Below are 22,350 nucleotides of genomic sequence, written 5' to 3'. Positions count from 1 at the left end.
AGGTGTAGCCTGAAAATAGCAAAAAAAACTATCTGTTGCGCTCCCCCGTAAAATAAAGACCAACAAAACCGGTACCCTGTTTGTAATGCATTATAGATCAAAGAACGAACGCATGGAACCTTACTTTACTCCGGTAAAAGAGCTGATCGGCCAGTTGCATGCCGACACGGAGCAAGGCCTTTCTCCCGGGGCCGCTGCGGAATTGCTGCAGCAGCATGGCCCCAATGCGATCACAGGCAAGCGCCGCCGCTCCCCCTGGATGATCTTGCTGCACCAGTTCAAAAGCCCGGTGGTATATCTCTTGCTGGTGGCCGCCGGCATGTCCCTTTTCTTTAAAGAATGGCTGGATGCCATTGCCATTGGCGTGGTGATATTGCTCAACGCCGCGGTGGGCTTTGTCATGGAATTTCAGGCGGAGCGCTCTATGGAAGCCCTGCAAAAACTGGCGCGCCAAATGGCCAAAGTGATCAGGGGCGGGGTGATGGAGGAAATACCGTCTGAAGAACTGGTGCCGGGAGACCTGATGGTGATGGAAGCGGGAGATATGGTACTGGCAGACGGGCGCATACTGCAGGCTACAGACCTGCAGGCAGACGAGTCTGCCCTTACCGGGGAGTCTGTGCCGGTGGAAAAAGAACCCGGCGAACTGGAAGAAGGCGTACCCCTGGCCGAGCGCACCAACATGGTATACAAGGGCACCTTCATCCGCAAGGGGAACGCCCGGGTGCTGTGTACCGCCACAGGCATGCAAACGGAGCTGGGGCATATTGCGGCCATGGTGGCGGGCGCGGTAAAATCCGCCACGCCGCTGGAAAAAAAGCTGGAGAGTTTCAGCAAACGGCTGATAGGCATTACGGTTGTTATTGTACTGCTGATCTTTGTGGCCGGGCTGCTGAACAAGGTGCCGGTACTGGAAATGCTCAAAACGGCCATTGCCCTGGCGGTGGCGGCCATTCCGGAGGGGCTGCCCATAGTGGCTACGCTGGCGCTGGCCCGTGGCATGATACGCATGGCCCGCCACCAGGTGATCGTGAAGAAACTCTCCGCCGTGGAAACTCTGGGCGCCACCACGGTGATCTGCACAGATAAAACCGGTACCCTTACGGAAAACCAGATGACCGTTACCGCGGCGGAGCTGCCCTCCGGCGAGGTATCCCTGGGATCTCCGCCGGACTCGGAAGATTTTACAATGCTGCAGCGCATAGCGGTGCTCTGCAACAACGCATCTCTCAACCACGAAAAAGGCATCGGAGACCCGCTGGAGGTCAGCCTGCTGGAATTTGCCCGGGATACCGGGGCGGATGTTGCCCAGCTTGCGGCAAAATATCACAAGGAGAAAGAGTTCCCTTTCAATTCAGACACCAAGGTAATGGGCACCCTGCACCGCTCCGGCGAAGGGTACCTGGCCTGCGCCAAGGGCGCCATGGAAAACCTGCTGCCTCTTTGTACACAGGTATTGAAAAATGGCCGGCCGCAGCCGCTGGAAGAAACGGAGAAAAAAGAATGGCTGGAAAGAACGGACCACCTGGCCGCATCCGGCCTCAAAACGCTGGGTTATGCCTACGCAAAGCCTGCCGCCGCTACGGACAGCTTTATGGACAACCTCGTACTGGCGGGTATCACGGGTTTTCTTGACCCGCCGCGCAAAGACGTGCAGCAGGTCATCCGGGAATGCCATACGGCCGGCATACGCGTGATCATGCTCACGGGAGACCACCCGGCCACCGCCTCCAATATTGCGCAGCAGCTGGGTATCAGCAACAACAATGAGGTCATGAACGGGAAAGACATGGGAGGAGACCCCGAACAGTGGCTGCAAACGCCAGTGTTTGCCCGGGTAAGTCCCGCGCAGAAGCTGGACCTGGTGAAGGCGCTGCAAGACCGCCATGAAATAGTGGCCATGACGGGAGACGGGGTGAACGATGCGCCTGCTCTCAAGAAAGCAGACATTGGCATTGCCATGGGCATCCGCGGCACGCAGGTATCCCAGGAGGTGGCAGACATGATACTGAAAGACGATGCCTTTTCTTCCATTGTACACGCCGTGCGGCAGGGCAGGACCATATTCGAGAACATCCGCCGCTTCATCATCTTCCTGCTCTCCTGCAACCTGAGCGAGTTGCTGGTGATAGGCCTCATTGCCACTTTTAATTTCCCCTTCCAGTTATTTGCCCTGCAAATATTGTTCATCAACCTCATTACAGACGTATTCCCCGCCATGGCGCTGGGTTTTACGGAAGGAGACGAAACGGTGATGCAGAAGCCGCCGCGGGACCCGCGCCGCCCCATCATCAGCAAAAAACGCTGGGCCGTAATATGGATGTACGCGGCCATTATCTGCGGCTGCTCGCTGGGAGCGGCCTTTGTGGCGGAGCAAGTGCGGCGGGGCACGGCAGATGCGGGCGCCGCCAACAACGTGCTGTTCTTCACGCTGATCGTATCCCAGTTATTGCATTCCCTCAACATGACGGCTGCCAAAGAAAGGTTTTTCTCCGGCCCCGTGATCAGGAACAAATATCTCTGGGCCTCACTGGTGCTGAGCCTGGGCATCACCCTGCTGTGCCGCCTGGTGCCGCCGGTGGCGGAGGCCTTGCGGTTGCAGTACATGAGCCGCGAAGACTGGCTGGTGATTGCCGCGTTCAGCGTGGCCTCGCTGCTGCTGATACGGCTGGCCACCCTGTTTGTAAACCGGTAAATACTGCGTATCTTATCCTTCCCTAAAAACCCTTGTAACATGACACACACTCGCCGCACTTTTCTGCATGCCTCCGCTATGGCCGGGGCCGCCGTGCTCACCGCGCCGCTTGCGGGCCTGGCCCTGCCCCGGCAGCAAAAGAAACTGGGCATTGCGCTCATGGGCCTGGGCGGTTATGCTACCAATCAGCTGGCGCCCGCCCTTCAGCAAACGCAGCACATTGAGCTGCGGGGCATTGTAACCGGTACGCCGTCCAAAATTCCCCTGTGGACAGAAAAATATAAGATACCGGAAAAGAACGTCTACAATTATGACAACTTCGACAAAATAGCAGACAACAAAGACATAGACGTAGTGTACGTGGTGCTGCCCAACTCCATGCACGCGGAGTTTACCATCCGCGCCGCCAAAGCCGGCAAGCACGTGATCTGCGAAAAGCCCATGGCCGTGAGCGTGAAAGAAGGCCAGGCCATGATAGACGCGTGTAAAAAAGCGGGCAGGCAACTGGCCATCGGCTACCGCCTGCATTACGATCCCTTCCACCTGGAAATGATGCGCCTGAGCCGCGAAAAAGTATTCGGGGAAGTGAAGCTGGTAGAGGCCAGCGATGGTTTCCGCGCCGGAGATCCCAACCAGTGGCGGCTGAAACACGCCCTTTCCGGCGGCGGCCCGCTGATGGACGTGGGCATTTACGCCATACAAGGCGCGCGCTATACCGTTGGCCTGGAGCCTGCATATGTAACGGCGCAGGCTTTCCCGAAAACAGACCCGGTAAAGTTCAAAGACGTGGAAGAGTCCCTTTCCTGGCAACTGTATTTTCCCAATGGCGCTATTGCCAATTCCTTTTCTACCTATATCACCGGCGTAAACCGCCTGTACGCCGCCGCGGAGAAAGGTTGGTTCGAGATCAACAATGCCTACGGCTACCGGGGGCAGCAGGGCCGTACCAGCCAGGGTGCTATGCAGATCACGCCCATCAACCAGCAGGCCGCACATATGGACGGTGTGGCCAAAGCCATTCTTGAAGGCCGGCCTAACAATGTACCCGGTGAGGAAGGGCTGCGGGATATGAAAGTGATAGAAGCTATCTATGCGTCTATGGCGGCAGGAGGGAAGAAGCTGAAGATCGGCTAGGAGCGCGGTTTCACTATGGTGCAAATGTTCCTGCCGGCAGCTTTTCACTGCGGCACGTTAATTCAACGTATAGTCCAGCTCCACCTTGCCCGTGCAGAAAAACTCCGCCTCTTCGTCTTTGAGCAGGTACCCGTCTACCGGCACCTGCTGGTTAAAAAGCAGGGGGGCAAACAGCTGTTCCGTTTCCAATGGGTGCAGCTCCAGGAGGTCACTGGTTACCAGGCGGCCGCTGACGCTGCGATGCAGGCGGATGGTGAGTACGGACACGTTCAGCTCTGATACGATCACACCGGCAATGGGCGGGTCATACTCATTGACCTTGATGCGGATATGGCGGCCTTTCAGGCTTTTGGGCGCTATGGCAACAGGCGGTGCAGGGTATGCGTAAAAAAGCATGGACAGGATGAATACCGCCGTATACGGCAACGCATATTCCAGGAAGGAATAATGCATGCTGTTCTCTTCCTGCACCAGGTTCAGCACGCAGAGCAGCACCAGCAGCAGGCCCACCAGGGCAATGTACAGTTGCTGAAGCCCCGGGCGGTGTTCTTTCTTTTGCACCCATACCGTGAACTTGTACAGCACAAACCATACAGGGAAGGAAAAGAGCAGGCCAATGGCCACTTGTAAAATATACAGTGAAAAAGCCCATTGTGTTTTGTGGTACAACGGGTAAAAGACCAGGAAAAGGAGCGGGGCCAGCAGCACGGGGGTGAGCCAAATGCACAAAGTGTAATAGAAAACTTTCCTGTTACGCATCAAGGTAGGGATTACAATTGCTCAAATAAATAATATAATGGCGATTCTTCCAAGACTTTTCTTTCCCCACCTTCCCATTTTATGAGCCTGATGAACCCTTCCGAAATTTCCAGCCCGGTAATGTCCCCGTCACTGAAACAGCAGCAGCCGGTGTTGAAGTAAGCGGGCCGCGCCATTGTTTTGACGATCTGTTTGCCTGCGTATTCCGCCTGCCGTTTTGCGAGGTCTGCCTGCAGCCGGGCGGCCAGCTCGGTGTGCTGCTCCTGTACCGCACGCTCCAGTTGTTTGGTAAGCCGGTCTATATGGTCCAGCGAGGCAAAAACGGGTTTGTGCGTATGGCCGGTAACCAGGATGGTACGCGGCTGCTGCAGCGTCCATTCATAGAGCACAATGTTATGCAGGTCTACCAGGTCAAAGGAATCTGATACGGTGTTGATGCGGATGTCAAGAAAACGCTGTGCCGGCGTCCAGATGGCGGCTACAAACCATTTTGAGAAAGCGTTGCCGTCACTGTGCCGGTCTCCCTGGTGCCCGTGCGTAAGCAGGAGGCGGTAAAGGTTTTTGTTATAGGGTATTTCCACCAGCAGGCCTTCGTACACTTTCAGGCTGTTGCCGAATATGGGTTTAAGGAACTGGTTGCGGGGAATAACGTAGTTCCATTCCAGGTCATGATTGCCAAAAATGCGGTAATAGCGTTTTTGCTGAAGGAACTTGGCTTCCTCCAGCAGGGAAAGGCGGTGTTGCGCAATTACCTGGGAAGGCGTGCTTTCCCACAGTTCCTCACAATCTCCCAGGTTAACCAGCGTATATCCTTCCCCGTAATACCAGGTGAGGGCTTTGTGGTAGTTGTCTGCCGCCGGTACAAAATCATCTGCCGCATCGCCGCCGCCCTTGTGCTGGTCAGAGAATATCACGAAGCGGGCGTTTTCAGGGGTGCAGCTGAGCAGCAGGCCCTTTTCTTTTTTATTGTTGAGGATGTCTTCCTGCAACTGGGAAAGCGCGCTGAACACCAGGCGGCTCTGCGGCCGGGAAGAAAATTTGTTGGCCAGCCAGATCACGGGTTTGCGGAAAAGGTATTGCAGAAGGCGTTTCATCTCGCGGAAGATAATGAAAAAACCATTTATTCCATCGGGGCGGATGCTGGCCGGTGACGAGCTGAATAGTTACTTTTGCGCCCCGGTTGCCCCATTCACCGCAAGTACGTTCAGCGTTAGTGCCCGGTACATGCTAATCCAGTTGCACGCCATACACCAGATCGATCTGTTTTTCTGCTATCCCTGCCGGTACGCTTTTTAACAACGTGTTTCTCAAAGCAGCCAGCAGCGGACCTTTCCAGTTGGTGATCCTGGCCAGCTGCCAGGATGTGCGCACCAACATGTGTACACGTTTTCTGCGTTGGCGCTGGTATTTTTCAAAGGCGGAGGTGATATTCTTTTCCGTGGCCAGCCATTTGGCCAGCACGTAGGCGTCTTCAATGGCCTGGCCGGCGCCCTGGCCCAGGTTGGGTGTGGTGGCATGCGCGGCATCGCCCAGCAGTACAATGCGGCCGTTGTACCATTGCCGCATGGGCGCAATATCATACAGGTCTGAATGGATCAGCGCTTCGGGCTGCAGGTGTTCCATCACATTGTGCATATAACCCGGAAAATGGCGCAGTTCTTTTTTTATGAAGGCCAGCGCTTCTTCCGGCGGTATCTTCAGGCCGGCGGGCATTCGCTTCGTCATCCAGAAATACACCTGTTGCGGCCCTACCTGCATGCACATGGCCCGCAGGCCGTTGCCGTTGCCCCACACTTCAGATGCTTCGGCTGCTTCCCGCTCCGGCAGGTTTACCGGCACAATAGCGCGCCAGCAGGTTTGCCCGGAGTAACGGTAGCGGGCTTTGGCCACATGCTGTTCCCGTAGAACGGAATGGATGCCGTCCGCGCCCACCAGTACGTTGCCGCTGGCCGTAGTGCCATCTTCAAAATGAACGGTTACGCCTTCTGCCGTTTGCTCCGCCCGGGTGCAACGCTTGCCCCAGTGAACAGGTGTTTGCACGGCTTCGATCAGTTGCTGCTGCAGCGCCGCGCGGTGTATGCCGTAGCTGGCGCTGCCGAATTTCTGCTGCAGCAGGGAGCCGTCTATATGCTGCAGCACGTCTCCTTTATAGTACCGGATGTAAAACTGCCGGGCAACGGCCCCGTGCGCGCGCAGGGCATGGCCCACGCCCAGTTTGTCAAATACGGTCATGGCATTGGGAGCCAGCATGATGCCCGCGCCCAGGGCTTTGTTGGCGGGGGCGGCATCGTATACCTCGCAGGTAATACCGCGTTGCTGCAGGGCAATAGCCGTGGTTAAACCGCCTATGCCGCCGCCTGCTATGATCACTTTCATGGGAAAGATGTATATTTAGGTCAAATGTACTACTTTTTTATAGATTAGTGCATTTGGCCTAAAATGATCAATATGTCTGCTACCAAAGAAAAGATACTGGCTACGGCGCTGCAGCTTTTTAACCGCAACGGGATAGATGCCGTGACCATCCGCCATATTGCGCAGGAAATGGGCATCAGCCATGGTAACCTGCAATACCACTATGCCAATACCAACGTGATCATACAGGAGCTGTATAACAAGCTGGTAGATGGTTTTGACGCCCTGCTGCTGGGGGCGCCGGCGCAGGTCACGGACGAGATCGCTTTTTTCAGGGAAGGCGCCAGGGCTTCTTTCCGGCTGATATATGAGTACCGCTTCATTTATCTTCATTTTGTGGAGATAGGCCGCCGCATTCCAGCCATTACCAAACATTACCGCCAGAACCTGAAAGACCGCGAGCCGCAGCTGATGCACCTCTTTTCGCTCATGCGGAAGAAGGGTACCTTGCGGAAAGATATACCTGATGATGTACTGAAACTGCTGGTACACCAGGTATTCATTGTATGTGATTTCTGGCTGTCAAGCAACGAGATCACCATGCAGCTGAAAGGGAAAAAAGCGCTGGACTATTTCAGCCGCCTGTTCCTTGGCATGTTCTACCCGTACCTTACACCAAAGGGATTGCAGGATTTTTTGTAGATTTAGGGCTATGCTGAAACGCTTATTTCTTTTCGCCACCGTTGTTTCGCTGGCGGCCTGCGCGCCGCAGCCGTACAAGGCTACCAACAAGGTGTACAAGCAACAGGCAAAACACTGGTCTAACGTGCTGAAGCTGCAGCCGGACGTGATTCCCGCAGATTCCGTAGCGGCGCCGGCCTTGTGGGCTGGCACTACCAACTTCAACCTGCGCAAGCCCAACTTCGTGATCATTCATCATACCGCCCAGCAATCCTGTGAGCAGACGCTGCGCACCTTTACGCTGGAGCGCACCCAGGTGAGCGCGCATTACGTGATCTGCGAAGACGGTACCATTCACCACATGCTGAATGATTACCTGCGCGCATGGCATGGCGGCGTGGCGCGCTGGGGCAGCATGACGGACATCAATTCTTCTTCCATCGGCATTGAGCTGGACAATGACGGGCATGAGCCTTTTGCCGCCCCGCAGATCCGCAGCCTGCTGACCTTGCTGGATACGCTGAAACACCGCTACAACGTTCCTGCCGCCAACTTTATTGGTCATGGGGATATTGCGCCCAAAAGGAAGGTAGACCCGAGCCGGTATTTCCCGTGGGACACGCTGGCCGCCAAAGGCTTCGGGTTATGGTACGGCGATACCTCTCTTGTACAGGTGCCCGGATCGTTCAATACGCTGATGGCATTGCGTACGGTGGGATATGATATGAAAGATACCACGGCTTCCATTGATGCGTTCAAACGGCATTTTATACCGTCTGACACACTGAGCCCTGCCGGTTACCTGGACGAGCGGGGGAAAAAGATACTGATCAGCATCCTGGAACAACACCCCTGACCCCTTGCCCGCGGGTAATAAAAAAAGCGGAAAGAGAACTTCCCGCTCGGTTTTTTCCACGTTATCTATTCTATACAATCATAGAACGGATGCTCTTTAAATATCTATGGAATGGAGAATGTATTGTTTACTTTTCTTTCGATTTTGTAATAAATTAGTGCAATTATAAATAAAAATAAATAATTTAAAAGCAAATAGAATAACGATCCGTAACCCGGCCGGCAAATCCGGGATAGCGGCGGAAGACATCTGTTTTAGTATAACTGATTGGGAATAAATCGATTAATTGCCGGAAACCATGCCAGCAAGGGGAAAGGTCACTAACAGATAACAATGATTTTCTGAAAATCCTGCGTAAATTAGGATGCAAAGTGATCGAACGGTGCTATAAGCGGATGATTTTCAATATGCATAACCACGTTAAAACGAATAATCTCTTATAATATGTCAATGATCAACATCGCAGAGCGGCACAAGTTTATATTAAGCAGATTGTATGAAAAGGGGTATGTGAATGTGGTAGAACTGTGCAAAGAACTGGACGTTTCGGGTGTAACCATCCGGAAAGACCTGAAGCTGCTGGAAGACAAGTCCCTTCTTTACCGCTCCCACGGCGGCGCTACGGTGCAAAACCCTTATACCAACGACAAACCGGTGAACGAGAAGGAGAAGATACGCCGGGAAGAAAAGAACCTGATCGGCAAAACCGCCGCCTCACTGATCATGCCGGGAGACGCTATTATCATCGCCTCCGGCACCACCGTGCTGGCCCTTGCCAAACATATACAGCCCCGCGGCCCGCTGATGATCATCACATCCGCCCTGAACGTAGCGCTGGAGCTGAACCGCTACCACGAAATTGAAGTGATACAGCTGGGCGGCGTTATCCGTAACAACTCCTCTTCCGTAGCCGGGCCTTACGCGGAAAAGATCCTCAGCGATTTCTCGTGCAGCAAGCTCTTTCTGGGGGTAGACGGCATTGACGTGGAATTTGGCCTCACCACCACCAGCATTGCTGAAGCGCACCTCAACCAGCAAATGATCGCGGCGGCGCAAAAGACCATTGTGCTGGCGGACTCGTCCAAATTCGGCAAGCGCGGTTTCGGGAGGATCTGCCGGTTGGAAGAAGTAGACCAGATCATTACAGACAAAGGCATTTCCGAGCATATGGTGAAGCTGCTGGAAGATATGGGCATTGAGGTAGTGATCGTGTAACTGCGCGGGTTGCGGCCTGGCCGTAACACCGGCGTGTGCCTGCGGCGTTATCAGTGTGGAGGGACCGTTTCGTTCAGGTGCCCTGCGGTTTCAGCGGCTCATTCGTTGTAGACTCCTCTATCCGCAATATCACATGCCGGATGTTTTTCCGGTCTGCCGTGTAAGTAATATGCACGCGGCCTTCCGTGTCCTGTATAATGGCGGGGTAGCTGTATTCTCCGCGCTCTTCGTTTTCCAGTGAAAATACCGGTTGCCATTGCAGGCCGTCTTTAGACACGGCCACGGCCAGTTTGGCGCGTCCTTCCCACCACTGCCGGCCTTTACCCAGCGGGTTGTACACGATCACCTGCAGCCCGTTCTTCAACGTAACGGCGTCTGTGCCGGAGTTGGGGTTGGGCAGTGTTGTATTGCTCAGCGGCCCCCAGGTAGCCCCGTTGTCTGCAGACCAGGTTTGCACCACGTAGTTGTGCTTGCTCCTGCACAGCAGTTGCAGGGAATCATTGGGATATTCCAGTATGCTGGGCTGTATCACCTGGAAGGTATCGTTCTGGATAGGGATATGCGCCCAGTGGCGGGCGTTCTTGTCTGATCTCTCAAGATGAATGTGCCAGTTGTTGCCTTTTACGCTTTCCGTGCTGGTAGGGTAGAGGATGTCACCGTTCTTCAGCTGCACCGGTTTGTTCTTGATAGGCCCCAGCATTCCGTTGGGCAGGCGCTGCGGCTTGCTCCAGCTTTTGCCGCAGTTGGCTGATTCCATCACCATGCCCCACCACTCCCGCGGGTTAGGCCCTACTTTATAGAACAGGAAGAGCTTGCCGGCTTTTGTTCTGAAGAGCACGGGGTTCCAGCAGGGGTAACGCAGCGTGTCGTTCATAATACCGTTGGCCACTTCTTTGGGCGCGCCCCATTTGCCGTTTTCGTTCACGGATGTCCAGATGCCTACATCTTTATGGCCTTCGTCCGTACCGCCAAACCAGGCGGCAATGAAGCCCTTTTTCGGCAGCTCGGTAATGGTAGAGGCGTGGCATTCCGGAAAGGGAGGGGCCTCCATGATCATCACCCGCTTCTCCAGGCCGGCTACGTAGGTTTGGGCGCTGGCGTCAAGTCCCGCGCACAGCAGTAGAAACAGGGATAGTTTTTTCATGATGGCAGCAATTTTTTGAGGTCTCAAAATATGAAAAAGCCCTGCTATTTGCAGGGCCTTTTTTATGCCGGATTATCCGTGTTGTATACTCAATTATCATCTGTAGGGGCGGTGGGTATTACCTCCGTGCCCGGCTGTTGTTTGCCCAGGTATCCGGGGAGGTCCATGCCGGCCATGTTGAACATGTCTTGCAGCGGCGGCACGGCTTTGTAGAGACCTGAAATAAAGTTGGCGGTGGAAGTGGTGCCGTTCTGTCCGTTGGCGCCTTCCCAAACCGTTACCTTGTCTATCTTGATGTTCTTGATAGCTTCGGTCTGCATTTTCACCAGCTCCGGCAGCTTGTCTGCTATGAGCAGCAGCACGGCGTCTTTGGAATTATTACCGGCCGCCTGCACAATGCGGTCAAGGCCTTCGGCCTGTTTGGTCAGTATCTCGAACATACCTTTTGCTTCCGCCTCCATTTTGGCATAGATAGCGTCTGCTTCACCTTTGGCCTTTTCCCTGATCTTTTCCGCTTCGGCCTGTGCTTCAATAATGGCCCGCTGTTTCTGTATTTCGGCGGTTACCACAATGTTGGCGTTCTGGGAGGCGCGCTCTCTTTCCGCACGGGCTTGTTCCGCTTTCTGCTCTGCCAGGTAGGCTTCTTCCAATGCCCTGGCGGATTGTATCTTTTCCGCGGCCACGGCACGTTTGTCGGCTTCGGCCTCTTTCTCGCGGCGCTCCGCTTCAGACTGGGCAATGAGGATGCGGGCTTCGTTCTCCCCGGTTACGGCGGTGGCGTTGGCCTGGGATGCTTTGATACGGGTATCTCTTTCGGCTTCTGCTTTACCAATGGCCTCATCGCGGTTGGCGGCGGCAATCAGGATGGCCTTGTCCTTGTTGGCCTCGGCAATCTGCGCATCCCGGTCACGTTGCGTTTCGGCAATGCTTACATCGCGGTTCTTGAGGGTTTCCTGGATAGTGATGTCTTTCTGACGGTCTGCTTCCGCTTTACCGGTCTCACCGATCTTCTCCTGTTCCGCCACGCTCTTTTTGGCCTCGTTGATGGCCTTGGCGGCGGCTTCCTTGCCCAGCGCCTCAATGTAGCCAGATTCGTCCTTAATGTCCGTAACGTTCACGTTGATCAGCTTCATGCCGATCTTCTTGATCTCCGCTTCCACGTTGGAGGCTACGTTGGCCAGGAACTTGTCCCGGTTGTTGTTGATCTCTTCAATGTCCATGGTGGCCACTACCAGGCGGAGCTGGCCGAAGATGATGTCTTTGGCCAGGTCGTGAATAGCGGGGCGCTGCAGGCCCAGCAGCCTTTCGGCGGCGTTGGTCATTACGCCCGGTTCGGTAGAAATGGCTACCGTAAAACGGGAGGGCACGTCTACCCTGATGTTTTGCCGGCTAAGGGCATTGGTCAGGTTCACTTCTATGGAAATGGGCGTGAGGTCAATAAAGGAATAATCCTGTATCACCGGCCAGATGAAGGCGGCGCCGCCGTGAATGCACTTGGCGCTGTGGGAGCCGTCTGGCCCGCGGCCCACCTTGCCGTATACCACCAGTATCTGGTCTGAGGGGCAGCGTTTGTATCGTTTGAAAAGAGAATAGAGTACAACAAATACAAAAACTACTGCCGCTATGATCGCAATCAGTATAAAATCCATAGGTTATGAAGTTTGTTTGGTTACTAGGAGAATTTCATTGTTCATCACCTGCTGTACGCTTACTACGGCGCCGGTGCGGAGATCTTCCCCGTCGTCCGTCATGGCGTCCAGCTCGCGGAAGGCGCCCTGCACTTTCAGGTTCACTTTGCCAACACCGGTGCGGGAGCGGGGAATGGTGAGGTATACGGTGGCAATGGCGTTCACGGCGTTTTCCATTTTGAGGGTGCCGTTATAGGCCAGCCTGGCCGTGTAATAGAACAACGTGGCCATCAGCAGCATCATCAGCAGGCCGGCGGCTGCGGAAATGAGCACCACCAGCGGGGTAGAGAGGCCGCTGCTGATGCAGGCCAGCCCCGTCCATCCAAAAATGGTGAAAAAGCCGAAGAGGTTGCGGATGGTAAAAAACTGGAACCCGATGCCGTCATCGGCATCCATTACATCGTCTACGTCTCCCAGGGCCTGGTCATGCTCTCCGCCAAAAAGGCTGAGGGTGTTCTGCACCAGGAAGAGGAGGGAAAAAAAGATGGCCACGCACCAGTACACTTTTTCAAAAACCGGCAGCGGGCCAAACCAGTCCATAATGTTTAACAAACGGATCATAAGCGGTATAGTGAATTATTATGAATTGTCAATATAACAAAAGTTTTGGAATGACGGGGCGGTGCGGGAAAAGAATAACATTGAGCGGGAACGCCGGCGGGCAACAGGGAAGCCGTATTTGGAACGCTCCGGCCACTTCGCCCCCGCACAGCAGGGAAGTCGTATTTGGAACGCTCCGGCAACTTCGCCCCGTACAACAGAGAAGCCGTATTTGGAACGCTCCGGCCACTTCGCCCCCGCACAGCAGGGAAGCCGCGTATTTAAAAGCTCCGCCAGCGCCGGCCCGCAAATGAAAAACCGGCCCTCACAGAAGGCCGGCCCGGAAAGAATGGCGGGATCAGCATATTACAACAAGGCAAATGTGTTCCTCTCAGGCAAAAGAGCGGCAAGGCGCTGCCGCTGGGCGGCGGGCGCGGTTACCTGCGAGGTGGTTTGGCTGCCCACATGAAAAGATCCTACCAACTGGCCCTTGGGCAGCTCCGTGGCGGTGTAGAAAAACCGCAGGTCCCGCTGCTGCAGCGCCAGCAGCTCCTTCACGGTTATGACCATGCCGGACTGTTTGCTGCCCGGGGCGTCCGCAAATTTCCATTCCCTGATCACTTTCCCTTTGGCATCCTGCACGGCAATTTTCCGGTTGCTGCCCAGCTTGCCGCAATGGCTGTAGTGAAAGGTCAGCTCGTCGTCCGCATTGGCTTTGCCCAATTGCAGCTGCTGCAGCTTCAGCGGTTCCCATACATGCTGTTCAATGATGAGCTTGTTGTTGAGGTATACTTTAAAATAATCTCCGCCGGCATGGGCCCGGGAGGAGAGGAGGGTGATGCAGAGCATCACCGCCGCGGCAAACATCATGCTTTTCATAATTGTAAGGTTTGGTGTGCGGTACAAAACTGCGCAAAACCCCTCATGCGCAAGGCCCCGCCTTGATAAAGCGCCGTGTTTCCTTGATGATCTGTACTTTTTATTTTGAATACTGCGGTAGTCTATTTATTTTGTAGACTAATTATCAATAAACTATCACATCATGCCAAAAACACCCTTACGTTTTGAAACACTGCAGGTGCATGCAGGTTACCAGCCAGAGCCTACCACCAGGTCTGCGGCTGTCCCCATCTACCAGACCACTTCTTACACTTTTGACAATGCCGAGCATGCCGCGGACCTCTTCCAACTGAAACAGTTCGGGAACATTTATACCCGTATCATGAACCCCACTACAGACGTGTTCGAAAAACGCGTAGCGGCGCTGGAAGGTGGCGTGGGCGCACTGGCGGTGGCATCCGGCCAGGCGGCGCAGTTCATAGCCCTGCATAACATTTTACTGCCGGGAGACAACTTTGTGACCTCTTCTTATCTCTATGGCGGCACGTACAACCAGTTCAAGGTATCTTTTAAAAGGATAGGCGTAGAGGCGCGGTTTGCCGACCTGGATAATCCCGCCAGTTTTGAAGAGAAAATAGACGGCCGCACCAAGGCTATTTACGTAGAAACCATCGGCAACCCCGGCTTTGCCATCCCGGATTTTGAAAAGATAGCGGCCATTGCCAAAAAGCATGACCTGCCCCTGGTGGTAGACAATACCTTCGGCGCGGCTGGTTACCTGTTCCGCCCCATTGAGCATGGCGCCAATATTGTTGTGCAGGCGGCCACCAAGTGGATCGGCGGGCATGGCAACAGCATTGGCGGTGTTATTGTAGACGGCGGCAATTACAACTGGGGCAACGGCAAGTTTTCCCAGTTCTCCGAACCGGACGATGCCTACCATGGCATGAAATTCTGGGAAGTGTTCGGCGCAGACAGTCCCTTCGGCAACATTGCCTACATCATCCGCGCCCGGGTAACCGGCCTGCGTACCTGGGGTCCCGCGCTGGCGCCGCAGAACGCTTTCCTCTTCATACAGGGGCTGGAGACGCTTTCCCTGCGGGTGCAGCGCACGGTAGAAAATTCACTGGCGCTGGCGCAGTGGCTGCAGCAGCACCCCAAGGTGGAATCTGTGAACTACCCCGGTTTACCCGGCAACAAATACCATGAGCTGGGCAAGAAGTACCTGAAGAACGGTTTCGGCGGGGTATTGTCTTTCAAGATCAAAGGCGGTAAAGAGGCGGCAGACAAATTTGTACAGTCTTTAACGCTGATCTACCACCTGGCCAACGTGGGAGACGCCAAAACACTGATCATTCACCCGGCTACCACTACGCACCAGCAGTTGAGCGAGGAAGAGCAGAAGAAAGCCGGCGTAGAGCCGGGGTTGCTGCGTATTTCCCTGGGTATTGAACATATAGAAGATATCAAGGGAGACCTGGAGCAGGCATTTGCACAGATATAACCGGCATGTATTCAAAAGGCCCGCGGTGAAGCACAGTGCTTTGCCGCGGGCCTTTCATTTGCGGGGCGTTATTCGTTCAGGCTTTCCGGGGGAACTGCCGCATTCGCTTACCCTTTCATCCACACTACTTTTTGCTCCGGTACGTTTGCCTGCCCTATAATGTCTTTGTACAGCTCCGGCCGCCGCGCTTTCCTGTACCGGTAACCGCCCGCCTGCTGCAGCTTTTCAGGCGTAATGGTAGCAATGGCATAGTCGTTGTCCAGCTTCCGGCACTCGGCAATAACGTCACCGAAGGGGTCCAGTATCATGGAGCAGCCATTTTTCAGCTGGTCATCATCCATGCCAATGGGGTTGGAGAACACGGCGTAAACAGCATTGTCATACGCCCTTGCCGGCAGCCATTTCATCAGCCAGGCCCTTCCTTTCAGCCCGTCAAACTCCTGCCGCAGGGTAGTGGGGTCCACATGCCGGTCCTCCCAGAGCGCGGGGTCTACAAAACCGGCGCCGGGGCGGGTGGAAGGGGTACACATGGTCACATGCGGCATGAAAATGATATCCGCGCCCAACAGGGCGGTAGCCCTTACGTTCTCAATAACATTGTTGTCATAACAGATCAGGATGCCGCACTTCCAGCCCAGCAGGTCAAATACCACGTAACGGTCTCCCGGCGTAAGGTGCGGATTGATGAAAGGATGCAGCTTGCGGTATTTGGCCACCAGGCCGTTGCCGTCTACACATACATAGGCCTTGTACAGGCCGGCAGTGTCTTTTTCAAACAGTCCCGCCAGTATTACAATGCCCAGTTCGCGGGCCATGTCTGTGAGGGCCTGTACGGTGGGGCCTGAAGGGATCTCTTCCGCCAGTTCCAGCATCTGCTCCCGGTCAAGATGGCGGGCAAACGTATAGCCGGTAACAGAGCATTCATGAAAAGCAATCACGTCCGCCCCGTCTGCCGCGGCCCGGGCAGCCAGCTGGCGGATCACGGAGAGGTTATGGCCCTTGTCTCCGCTGCGGTTCTCAAACTGTGCTGTAGCGATCTTTAACGGTTTCATACCCGCAAGCTAATACATTTTTCACCCATCAATTCCAAACAATTTGTATTTTGGAATATTCCACAAAAATGAAAACATGAAACAATTATTTGCCCTTCTGATGGTTACCTCCCTGTTCAATGTTGCGGCAGCGCAATCCAAAGACGAAGCTGCCATAGCCAAAGCTGTTGAAACGCTGCGCAAGGCCATGGTAGATGCGGACAGATCAGACCTGGAAAAGCTCACCGCTCCCTCGCTTACATATGGGCACTCCAACGGCCGTATTGAAGACCGGGCGGAGTTCATCGGCAACCTGATGAGCGGCCAGTCTGATTTTGTGACGATGGACCTCACCGCGCAAACTATTGCCATTACCGGCCCAACGGCCATTGTAAGGCATACGCTGACCGCGCAAACGAACGATGGCGGCAAGCCGGGCAACGTGAAGCTGTACGTAATGCTGGTGTGGGGCAAGAACGGCGGCCAATGGAAGCTCATAGGCCGGCAGGCCGTGAAGGTACCTGTACCGTAGAAGAATTGTATTATCTTTTAGGCAACCAACTGATGTTGTTATGAAATGGGTAACGCGGCAGCGGCCGGCAGCTGGCGGGATTGCCTGTTCATGGCTGATACGCCGGTTCATTGACACAAAGGCCGAATTTTTATTTGCGCCTGAAACAGCGGTGACGGCCGTGGCCGGGGCAGCGCAGGCTATACCGTTTGATATACCAGGCGCGGAATACGGCCCGCACGATAACCGCTGTACCTTTGACGCTTTCCTGGAAAAACACCGGCCCGGGGAGCCTGCCTTGCAGGCGCTGGCCGCCATTGTACGCGGCGCAGGCACAGACCAGCGCCACCTGGCGCCCGAAGCCGCGGGCCTTTGGGCCATAGCGGCGGGGCTTACGCATAACATCCAGGATGACCATGCCTTGCTGGAACAGGGTATGGTGATCTTTGACGCCCTCTATAGCTGGGCCCAACAACCGCAGCCACCCGCGCGCCGGCATCCGGAGCTGGCGCTGATGAACATGTTCCACGATCTTATTTCCCGGCGGTACAGTGACCGGCAGAAAAAACCCGAATGGGTAAAGGAAATGGCCGCCGTTATACAAGACCAGGTAGATACCAACATGGCGCTGACCCTGAAAGACCTGTCTGCCATGCTGGAACTGGACGATTCGTATTTTGAGGACCATAGCTTCGGCGGGCGCATGCGCCGGCTCCGCATAGAAAAGGCACTGAAGTTGATGGAAGAAGAAAAGTACACCCTCACCGAAGTAGCCTACCTGACGGGGTTTTCAGACCAGGCCCATTTCTCCCGTGTATTCGGCAGGTTTATGGGCAAAACACCTACCGGGCATCTGAAAACCATACAGGCCATGAAGCGGAAGGAAGGCAAAGGGTAATGTAGCCGTGACCGTTATAACGTTAATGGGTTCTCGGGCATGCTCCCGCCCGCTACATCGGCCGGTTTAACGTAACCTTGCCCGTTATGGCGCCAATGGGCGCTTTGGTCTTTCTCCCGGTGCGTTAATAGAAGGTGTTTATTGGCCGCCCGGTATCTCACCTGATTTTTTCATTCCCCCGCTTCTTTTCCTTACATTTTTACCCTATCTTCCATTGCTGGACCCAACAGATAGGATCGACCGCTACAGACTGGTACCGTACAATAGCCTGGAACAACGCTACGCCGCTACACAAATTTCCACGGAATGATAAACATCAATGAATCATTACAGCCGCAGCAACTGACGGCATTGTTGCAACAATTCTGGCAACTGTCTGCCGCCAGGATCATACAACTGGAAAAGGATTATAACACTGCGCAGGGCGCGCCCGTGTTCACACGGGAAGGTACATACACTACGCGCGGGTGGACGGAGTGGACGCAGGGTTTTCAATATGGTTCCGCCATCCTCCAGTTTGACGCCACGGGAGACGAGCTGTTCCTCCACATGGGCAGGAACAAGACCATAGCGGCCATGGCGCCGCACCTGAGCCATACCGGCGTGCACGATCATGGGTTTAACAATGTAAGCACCTACGGCAACCTGCTGCGGCTCATGAAAGAACAACGCATCCCGCATAATGAACGGGAGCAGGAGCTATACCAGCTGGCCCTGAAAGTGTCCGGGGCGGTACAGGCCGCGCGGTGGACGAACATCAGCGGCGGCGGTGGTTTTATCTACTCTTTCAACGGTCCGCATTCCCTCTTTGTAGACACTATCCGCTCCTGCCGCATACTGATGCTGAGTGACGCGCTGGGCCACGTATTGCAGGCGGAGAACGATGTGCGCATCAACCTGCGGGAGCGCGCCCTGCAGCATATGAAAGCCACTGCCCGCTTCAATATCTATTACGGCGAAGGAAGGGACGCTTACGATGTACTGCCCGGCAGAACTGCCCACGAATGCATTTTCAATACCAACGACGGGAATTTCCGCGCCCCTAACGCACAACAGGGCTACTCCGGCTTCACCACCTGGACGCGGGGGCTGGCCTGGGCCATGCTTGGTTTTGCGGAAGAACTGGAGTTCCTGTCTGCCACCATGCCGGCGGCCGAGCTGGGCTGGATGGAAAAGGCGGCGCGCGCCACCTGCGAATTTTACATACAGCAAACGCCAACAGACGGGGTGCCTTACTGGGACACCGGCGCGCCCGGCCTTGCGCATTTGCATCACTACCTGCAACAACCGGCCGATCCCTTTAACGAATATGAGCCGGTAGACAGTTCTGCCGCGGCCATTGCGGCGCAGGGCCTCATCCGCTTTGGCCGGTACCTGGGCGAAGCGGCCGGGCGGCGTTACCTGCAGGCGGGCCTCACCGTGCTGCAAACATTGCTGCAGCCCCCGTACCTCAGTACAGACCCGCGGCATCAGGGCCTGTTGCTCCACACCATCTACCACCGGCCTAACGGCTGGGACTATACGCCGCTCGGCAGCAAGGTGCCCTGCGGCGAGTCCTGCATGTGGGGAGATTATCACATCCGCGAGCTGGCGTTGCTGGTACAGCGGATGGGAAAGGGGGAGCCTTATTATACGTTCTTTAACTGTGTGTAAGGGGACCGCTGCGGCCGGTATGCTCCGCTGAACAAGAAACCTTTGAATATCAGCTTAATCCGATGAACCATGAGCGGTACCGATCTTTCAAAACTGTGCGTACATACCATCACTACCAAACCGCTGCCCATAGAAGAAGCGGCGCGGGCGTACGCCGCGGAAGGCATCCGCGGCATCACCGTATGGCGCGATGCGCTGGAGGGCCGCGACCTGCGCGCTACGGGGCGCATGCTGCGGGATGAAGGGCTGGAGATCGTGTCTCTTTGCCGGGGCGGCTTTTTCCCGCATGCGGCCTCTGCCGGCCGGGCGGAAGCGGTAGACGATAACCTGCGCGCCATTGCTGAAGCGGCCGCAGTGGGAGCGCCGCTGCTGGTGCTGGTGTGTGGCGCGGCGCCCGGCCTCCCGCTGGAAACCTCCCGCAAGCAGATACTGGACGGCATTGCGGCCATAGAGCCCGCCGCCCGAGAGGCAGGTGTGCAACTGGCCATAGAGCCGCTGCACCCCATGTATGCAGATACCCGCTCCGCCGTTAATACGCTGGCCCAGGCCAATGATATGGCGGAAGCCCTGAACTCTCCCTGGGTGGGCGTGGCGGTAGATGTCTACCACCTCTGGTGGGACCCCGCCCTGGAGCAGGAGATCATGCGCTGCGGCCGCAACGGCCACTTGCTGGCCTTTCATATTTGCGACTGGCGCGTGCCCACGCGGGACCTGTTGCTGGACAGGGGGCTGATGGGAGAAGGCTGCATACCCGTGCCGAAGGTCCGCGGCTGGGTAGAAGCGGCCGGCTTTACCGGCTTTCATGAAGTGGAGATATTCTCCACAGAATACTGGGCCGGCAACCAGTACCAGTTCCTGCAAAAGATCAAACAAGCATATTTACATCATTCCTGAAATACATACCATGGCAGAGCATCCTAAAAAGGTCCACCGCATCGGCATTATCATGAACGGCGTTACCGGCCGCATGGGTACCAACCAGCACCTGCTGCGCTCCATTGTGCCCATCATCCGGCAGGGAGGCGTAAAGGTCAGCGATTCGGAATTTATTCTGCCAGACCCCGTGCTGGTAGGCCGCAACCCCGCCCGCCTGCAGGAGCTGGCGGAAAAGAGCGGCATCACGGCCTTTACCACAGACCTGGACGCGCTGTTGAAAGATCCCAACTACACCGTGTACTTCGACGCGCAAACCACCGGCCACCGTGCCGCCAGTATCCGCAAGGCAGTGGCGGCAGGCAAACATATTTATTGCGAAAAGCCGGTAGCGTCAGATACGGCCACCGCGCTGGAGCTGTACCGCCGCTGCCGCGAAGCGGGCGTGAAACACGGCGTGGTGCAGGACAAGCTCTGGCTGCCGGGCATCATGAAGCTCAAACGGCTTATGCAGCAAAACTTCTTCGGCCGCATCCTGTCTGTAAAAGGAGAGTTCGGCTACTGGGTGTTTGAAGGCCATTCCATTCCCGCGCAGCGCCCTTCGTGGAACTACCGGAAGGAAGACGAAGGCGGTATCATCCTGGATATGCTTTGCCACTGGCGGTATGTGCTGGACAACGTTTTTGGCAACGTCAAAGCGGTGAGCTGCCTGGGCGCCACCCACATTCCCGAAAGAATAGACGAACAGGGCCGCCCCTATGCCTGCACGGCAGATGATGCGGCCTACGCCACCTTTGAGCTGGAAGGCGGCATTGTAGCCCATTTCAACTCTTCCTGGGCCACGCGGGTGCGGCGGGACGATCTGCTCACCATACAGGTAGACGGCACGCATGGCTCCGCGGTAGCGGGCCTGCGGGAGTGTTACGTACAGCACTACGGGCATACGCCCAAGCCCGTGTGGAACCCTGATATAGAGCAGCCCGTGAAGTTCTTTGAAGGCTGGGCCAAAGTGCCGGAGCAGGAAGTATATGAGAACGCATTTAAGACCCAGTGGGAGCTGTTCCTCCGCCATGTGGCCGTTGACGGGCCTTTTCCCTGGGACCTCCGGGAAGGCGCCAAAGGCGTGCAGCTGGCGGAAAAAGGCCTGGAAAGCTGGGCCAAACGTTGCTGGATAAACATAGATCCTTTATGAGAAGAATTGCCTTGATCACCGGCGGCACCCGCGGCATTGGCCTGGGTATTGCCGCCATGCTGGCGCAGCGGGGTTTTGACCTCGCCATCAACGGTGTGCGGGGACCGGCTGCCGTAGCGGACGTGGTGGAGCAGTTGAAACAGCACGGCGGCGATGTGATCTACTGCCCGGCAGACGTGTCTCTGCGCCAGGAGCGGGAGCGCATGCTGGAGCAGGTCAACACGCATTACGGCGCGCTGCATGTGCTGGTCAACAACGCCGGCGTGGCGCCCAAAGAGCGGAAAGACGTGCTGGAAATGCAGGAAGAAAGTTACGACCGGGTGATGAACATGAATCTGAAAGGCCCCTTCTTCCTGGCGCAGGCCGCCGCCAACTGGATGTTACGGCAGCAAACCAGTGTACAGGGCTTCCAGGGCTGCATCATCAACGTATCTTCCATATCCGCCACCGTGGCCTCGCTCAACCGTGGCGAATACTGCATTTCCAAAGCGGGCCTCAGCATGGTGACCCAGTTGCTGGCCCTCCGGCTGGGCGCTTACCAGGTACCGGTGTATGAAGTGCGGCCGGGCATTATTGCTACGGACATGACGGCGGGCGTAAAAGAGAAATATGACCGCCTCATAGGCGAGGGCCTGCTGGCACAGCCGCGCTGGGGCCTGCCGGAAGATGTGGGCAAAGCCGTGGCCATGCTGGCCGCGGGAGAACTGGCCTATTCCACGGGGCAGGTGGTGATGATAGACGGCGGCCTCACCATTTTTCGGTTATAAATAACCATTAACAG

General features: G+C 55.7%; 20 protein-coding genes. 12 read left to right on the top strand and 8 right to left on the bottom strand.

Translation table 11 applies throughout. From position 1 onward, the window contains the following. Nucleotides 1–85: 85 nt before the first annotated feature. Entirely contained in the window at nucleotides 86–2,695 is a 2,610-nt protein-coding gene (locus tag D3A97_RS20810; protein ID WP_119080470.1) for a cation-translocating P-type ATPase, read from the top strand. Nucleotides 2,696–2,734: 39 nt separating this feature from the next. Beyond that, entirely contained in the window at nucleotides 2,735–3,829 is a 1,095-nt protein-coding gene (locus tag D3A97_RS20805; RefSeq protein ID WP_119080469.1) for a Gfo/Idh/MocA family oxidoreductase, read from the top strand. A gap of 57 nt (nucleotides 3,830–3,886) precedes the next feature. Here D3A97_RS20805 and D3A97_RS20800 read toward each other — a convergent pair whose 3' ends face one another. The 3 genes from D3A97_RS20800 to D3A97_RS20790 all read right to left on the bottom strand — a co-directional run bounded on the left by D3A97_RS20800 (nucleotide 3,887) and on the right by D3A97_RS20790 (nucleotide 6,964). Then, complete coding sequence (locus D3A97_RS20800; RefSeq protein ID WP_119080468.1) at nucleotides 3,887–4,588, bottom strand: hypothetical protein; 702 nt, start codon at nucleotides 4,586–4,588, stop codon at nucleotides 3,887–3,889. A gap of 11 nt (nucleotides 4,589–4,599) precedes the next feature. Next, complete coding sequence (locus D3A97_RS20795) at nucleotides 4,600–5,682, bottom strand: metallophosphoesterase (RefSeq protein WP_119080467.1); 1,083 nt, start codon at nucleotides 5,680–5,682, stop codon at nucleotides 4,600–4,602. 133 nt (nucleotides 5,683–5,815) lie between these two features. Further along, nucleotides 5,816–6,964 carry an FAD-dependent monooxygenase gene (locus D3A97_RS20790; protein WP_119080466.1) on the bottom strand — a complete coding sequence of 383 codons (1,149 nt, stop codon included), beginning with the start codon at nucleotides 6,962–6,964 and terminating at the stop codon, nucleotides 5,816–5,818. Nucleotides 6,965–7,036: 72 nt separating this feature from the next. On the opposite strand from D3A97_RS20790, the gene D3A97_RS20785 reads away from it, so the two are divergent. From D3A97_RS20785 to D3A97_RS20775, 3 genes are all read left to right on the top strand, one after another. Further along, complete coding sequence (locus D3A97_RS20785) at nucleotides 7,037–7,645, top strand: TetR/AcrR family transcriptional regulator (protein WP_198674104.1); 609 nt, start codon at nucleotides 7,037–7,039, stop codon at nucleotides 7,643–7,645. Between the two features lie 10 nt (nucleotides 7,646–7,655). Further along, nucleotides 7,656–8,480: an N-acetylmuramoyl-L-alanine amidase gene (locus D3A97_RS20780; RefSeq protein WP_119080464.1), complete on the top strand. Its 825-nt coding sequence runs from the start codon at nucleotides 7,656–7,658 to the stop codon at nucleotides 8,478–8,480. Nucleotides 8,481–8,930: 450 nt separating this feature from the next. Next, complete coding sequence (locus D3A97_RS20775; protein ID WP_119080463.1) at nucleotides 8,931–9,695, top strand: DeoR/GlpR family DNA-binding transcription regulator; 765 nt, start codon at nucleotides 8,931–8,933, stop codon at nucleotides 9,693–9,695. Between the two features lie 73 nt (nucleotides 9,696–9,768). On the opposite strand, the gene D3A97_RS20770 is transcribed toward D3A97_RS20775, so the two are convergent. The 4 genes from D3A97_RS20770 to D3A97_RS20755 all read right to left on the bottom strand — a co-directional run bounded on the left by D3A97_RS20770 (nucleotide 9,769) and on the right by D3A97_RS20755 (nucleotide 13,946). Further along, nucleotides 9,769–10,839: a sialidase family protein gene (locus D3A97_RS20770; protein ID WP_119080462.1), complete on the bottom strand. Its 1,071-nt coding sequence runs from the start codon at nucleotides 10,837–10,839 to the stop codon at nucleotides 9,769–9,771. A gap of 89 nt (nucleotides 10,840–10,928) precedes the next feature. Continuing rightward, nucleotides 10,929–12,488: a flotillin family protein gene (locus D3A97_RS20765; RefSeq protein WP_119080461.1), complete on the bottom strand. Its 1,560-nt coding sequence runs from the start codon at nucleotides 12,486–12,488 to the stop codon at nucleotides 10,929–10,931. Between the two features lie 3 nt (nucleotides 12,489–12,491). Beyond that, complete coding sequence (locus tag D3A97_RS20760; protein WP_198674103.1) at nucleotides 12,492–13,088, bottom strand: hypothetical protein; 597 nt, start codon at nucleotides 13,086–13,088, stop codon at nucleotides 12,492–12,494. A 345-nt stretch (nucleotides 13,089–13,433) separates the two neighbouring features. Then, complete coding sequence (locus D3A97_RS20755; protein WP_119080460.1) at nucleotides 13,434–13,946, bottom strand: hypothetical protein; 513 nt, start codon at nucleotides 13,944–13,946, stop codon at nucleotides 13,434–13,436. Between the two features lie 163 nt (nucleotides 13,947–14,109). Here D3A97_RS20755 and D3A97_RS20750 point away from each other — a divergent pair, with 163 nt between their 5' ends. Next, a complete protein-coding gene (locus D3A97_RS20750; protein WP_119080459.1) occupies nucleotides 14,110–15,411 on the top strand; it encodes an O-acetylhomoserine aminocarboxypropyltransferase/cysteine synthase family protein in 1,302 nt (433 codons plus the stop codon). A 107-nt stretch (nucleotides 15,412–15,518) separates the two neighbouring features. Here D3A97_RS20750 and D3A97_RS20745 read toward each other — a convergent pair whose 3' ends face one another. Beyond that, entirely contained in the window at nucleotides 15,519–16,463 is a 945-nt protein-coding gene (locus D3A97_RS20745) for a nitrilase family protein (protein ID WP_119080458.1), read from the bottom strand. A gap of 76 nt (nucleotides 16,464–16,539) precedes the next feature. On the opposite strand from D3A97_RS20745, the gene D3A97_RS20740 reads away from it, so the two are divergent. The 6 genes from D3A97_RS20740 to D3A97_RS20715 all read left to right on the top strand — a co-directional run bounded on the left by D3A97_RS20740 (nucleotide 16,540) and on the right by D3A97_RS20715 (nucleotide 22,336). Further along, a complete protein-coding gene (locus tag D3A97_RS20740; RefSeq protein ID WP_119080713.1) occupies nucleotides 16,540–16,974 on the top strand; it encodes a nuclear transport factor 2 family protein in 435 nt (144 codons plus the stop codon). Between the two features lie 40 nt (nucleotides 16,975–17,014). Continuing rightward, entirely contained in the window at nucleotides 17,015–17,851 is an 837-nt protein-coding gene (locus tag D3A97_RS20735; RefSeq protein WP_119080457.1) for a chromate resistance protein ChrB domain-containing protein, read from the top strand. A 306-nt stretch (nucleotides 17,852–18,157) separates the two neighbouring features. Beyond that, complete coding sequence (locus tag D3A97_RS20730) at nucleotides 18,158–19,504, top strand: glycoside hydrolase family 88 protein (protein ID WP_119080456.1); 1,347 nt, start codon at nucleotides 18,158–18,160, stop codon at nucleotides 19,502–19,504. A gap of 69 nt (nucleotides 19,505–19,573) precedes the next feature. Next, a complete protein-coding gene (locus D3A97_RS20725) occupies nucleotides 19,574–20,398 on the top strand; it encodes a sugar phosphate isomerase/epimerase family protein (protein ID WP_119080455.1) in 825 nt (274 codons plus the stop codon). Nucleotides 20,399–20,408: 10 nt separating this feature from the next. Continuing rightward, nucleotides 20,409–21,569: a Gfo/Idh/MocA family protein gene (locus D3A97_RS20720; RefSeq protein ID WP_198674102.1), complete on the top strand. Its 1,161-nt coding sequence runs from the start codon at nucleotides 20,409–20,411 to the stop codon at nucleotides 21,567–21,569. Then, nucleotides 21,566–22,336: a 3-ketoacyl-ACP reductase gene (locus D3A97_RS20715; protein ID WP_119080454.1), complete on the top strand. Its 771-nt coding sequence runs from the start codon at nucleotides 21,566–21,568 to the stop codon at nucleotides 22,334–22,336. The genes D3A97_RS20720 and D3A97_RS20715 overlap by 4 nt, the downstream gene beginning before the upstream one ends. The last annotated feature ends 14 nt before the right edge of the window (nucleotides 22,337–22,350 follow it).

Origin of the sequence: Chitinophaga alhagiae, assembly GCF_003568665.1 — a bacterium.
GTDB classification, from domain to species: Bacteria; Bacteroidota; Bacteroidia; order Chitinophagales; family Chitinophagaceae; genus Chitinophaga; species Chitinophaga alhagiae.
Note: the sequence above shows the minus strand (reverse complement) of the source record. Positions and strands in the feature narration are given on the sequence as shown.

What these genes read in the sequence shown, in the direction of transcription:
- D3A97_RS20810 (WP_119080470.1), top strand. Translation starts at nt 86, where the DNA reads ATGCATTATAGATCAAAGAACGAACGCATGGAACCTTACTTTACTCCG.
- D3A97_RS20805 (WP_119080469.1), top strand. Translation starts at nt 2,735, where the DNA reads ATGACACACACTCGCCGCACTTTTCTGCATGCCTCCGCTATGGCCGGG.
- D3A97_RS20800 (WP_119080468.1), bottom strand. Translation starts at nt 4,588, where the DNA reads ATGCGTAACAGGAAAGTTTTCTATTACACTTTGTGCATTTGGCTCACC.
- D3A97_RS20795 (WP_119080467.1), bottom strand. Translation starts at nt 5,682, where the DNA reads ATGAAACGCCTTCTGCAATACCTTTTCCGCAAACCCGTGATCTGGCTG.
- D3A97_RS20790 (WP_119080466.1), bottom strand. Translation starts at nt 6,964, where the DNA reads ATGAAAGTGATCATAGCAGGCGGCGGCATAGGCGGTTTAACCACGGCT.
- D3A97_RS20785 (WP_198674104.1), top strand. Translation starts at nt 7,037, where the DNA reads ATGTCTGCTACCAAAGAAAAGATACTGGCTACGGCGCTGCAGCTTTTT.
- D3A97_RS20780 (WP_119080464.1), top strand. Translation starts at nt 7,656, where the DNA reads ATGCTGAAACGCTTATTTCTTTTCGCCACCGTTGTTTCGCTGGCGGCC.
- D3A97_RS20775 (WP_119080463.1), top strand. Translation starts at nt 8,931, where the DNA reads ATGATCAACATCGCAGAGCGGCACAAGTTTATATTAAGCAGATTGTAT.
- D3A97_RS20770 (WP_119080462.1), bottom strand. Translation starts at nt 10,839, where the DNA reads ATGAAAAAACTATCCCTGTTTCTACTGCTGTGCGCGGGACTTGACGCC.
- D3A97_RS20765 (WP_119080461.1), bottom strand. Translation starts at nt 12,488, where the DNA reads ATGGATTTTATACTGATTGCGATCATAGCGGCAGTAGTTTTTGTATTT.
- D3A97_RS20760 (WP_198674103.1), bottom strand. Translation starts at nt 13,088, where the DNA reads ATGATCCGTTTGTTAAACATTATGGACTGGTTTGGCCCGCTGCCGGTT.
- D3A97_RS20755 (WP_119080460.1), bottom strand. Translation starts at nt 13,946, where the DNA reads ATGAAAAGCATGATGTTTGCCGCGGCGGTGATGCTCTGCATCACCCTC.
- D3A97_RS20750 (WP_119080459.1), top strand. Translation starts at nt 14,110, where the DNA reads ATGCCAAAAACACCCTTACGTTTTGAAACACTGCAGGTGCATGCAGGT.
- D3A97_RS20745 (WP_119080458.1), bottom strand. Translation starts at nt 16,463, where the DNA reads ATGAAACCGTTAAAGATCGCTACAGCACAGTTTGAGAACCGCAGCGGA.
- D3A97_RS20740 (WP_119080713.1), top strand. Translation starts at nt 16,540, where the DNA reads ATGAAACAATTATTTGCCCTTCTGATGGTTACCTCCCTGTTCAATGTT.
- D3A97_RS20735 (WP_119080457.1), top strand. Translation starts at nt 17,015, where the DNA reads ATGAAATGGGTAACGCGGCAGCGGCCGGCAGCTGGCGGGATTGCCTGT.
- D3A97_RS20730 (WP_119080456.1), top strand. Translation starts at nt 18,158, where the DNA reads ATGATAAACATCAATGAATCATTACAGCCGCAGCAACTGACGGCATTG.
- D3A97_RS20725 (WP_119080455.1), top strand. Translation starts at nt 19,574, where the DNA reads ATGAGCGGTACCGATCTTTCAAAACTGTGCGTACATACCATCACTACC.
- D3A97_RS20720 (WP_198674102.1), top strand. Translation starts at nt 20,409, where the DNA reads ATGGCAGAGCATCCTAAAAAGGTCCACCGCATCGGCATTATCATGAAC.
- D3A97_RS20715 (WP_119080454.1), top strand. Translation starts at nt 21,566, where the DNA reads ATGAGAAGAATTGCCTTGATCACCGGCGGCACCCGCGGCATTGGCCTG.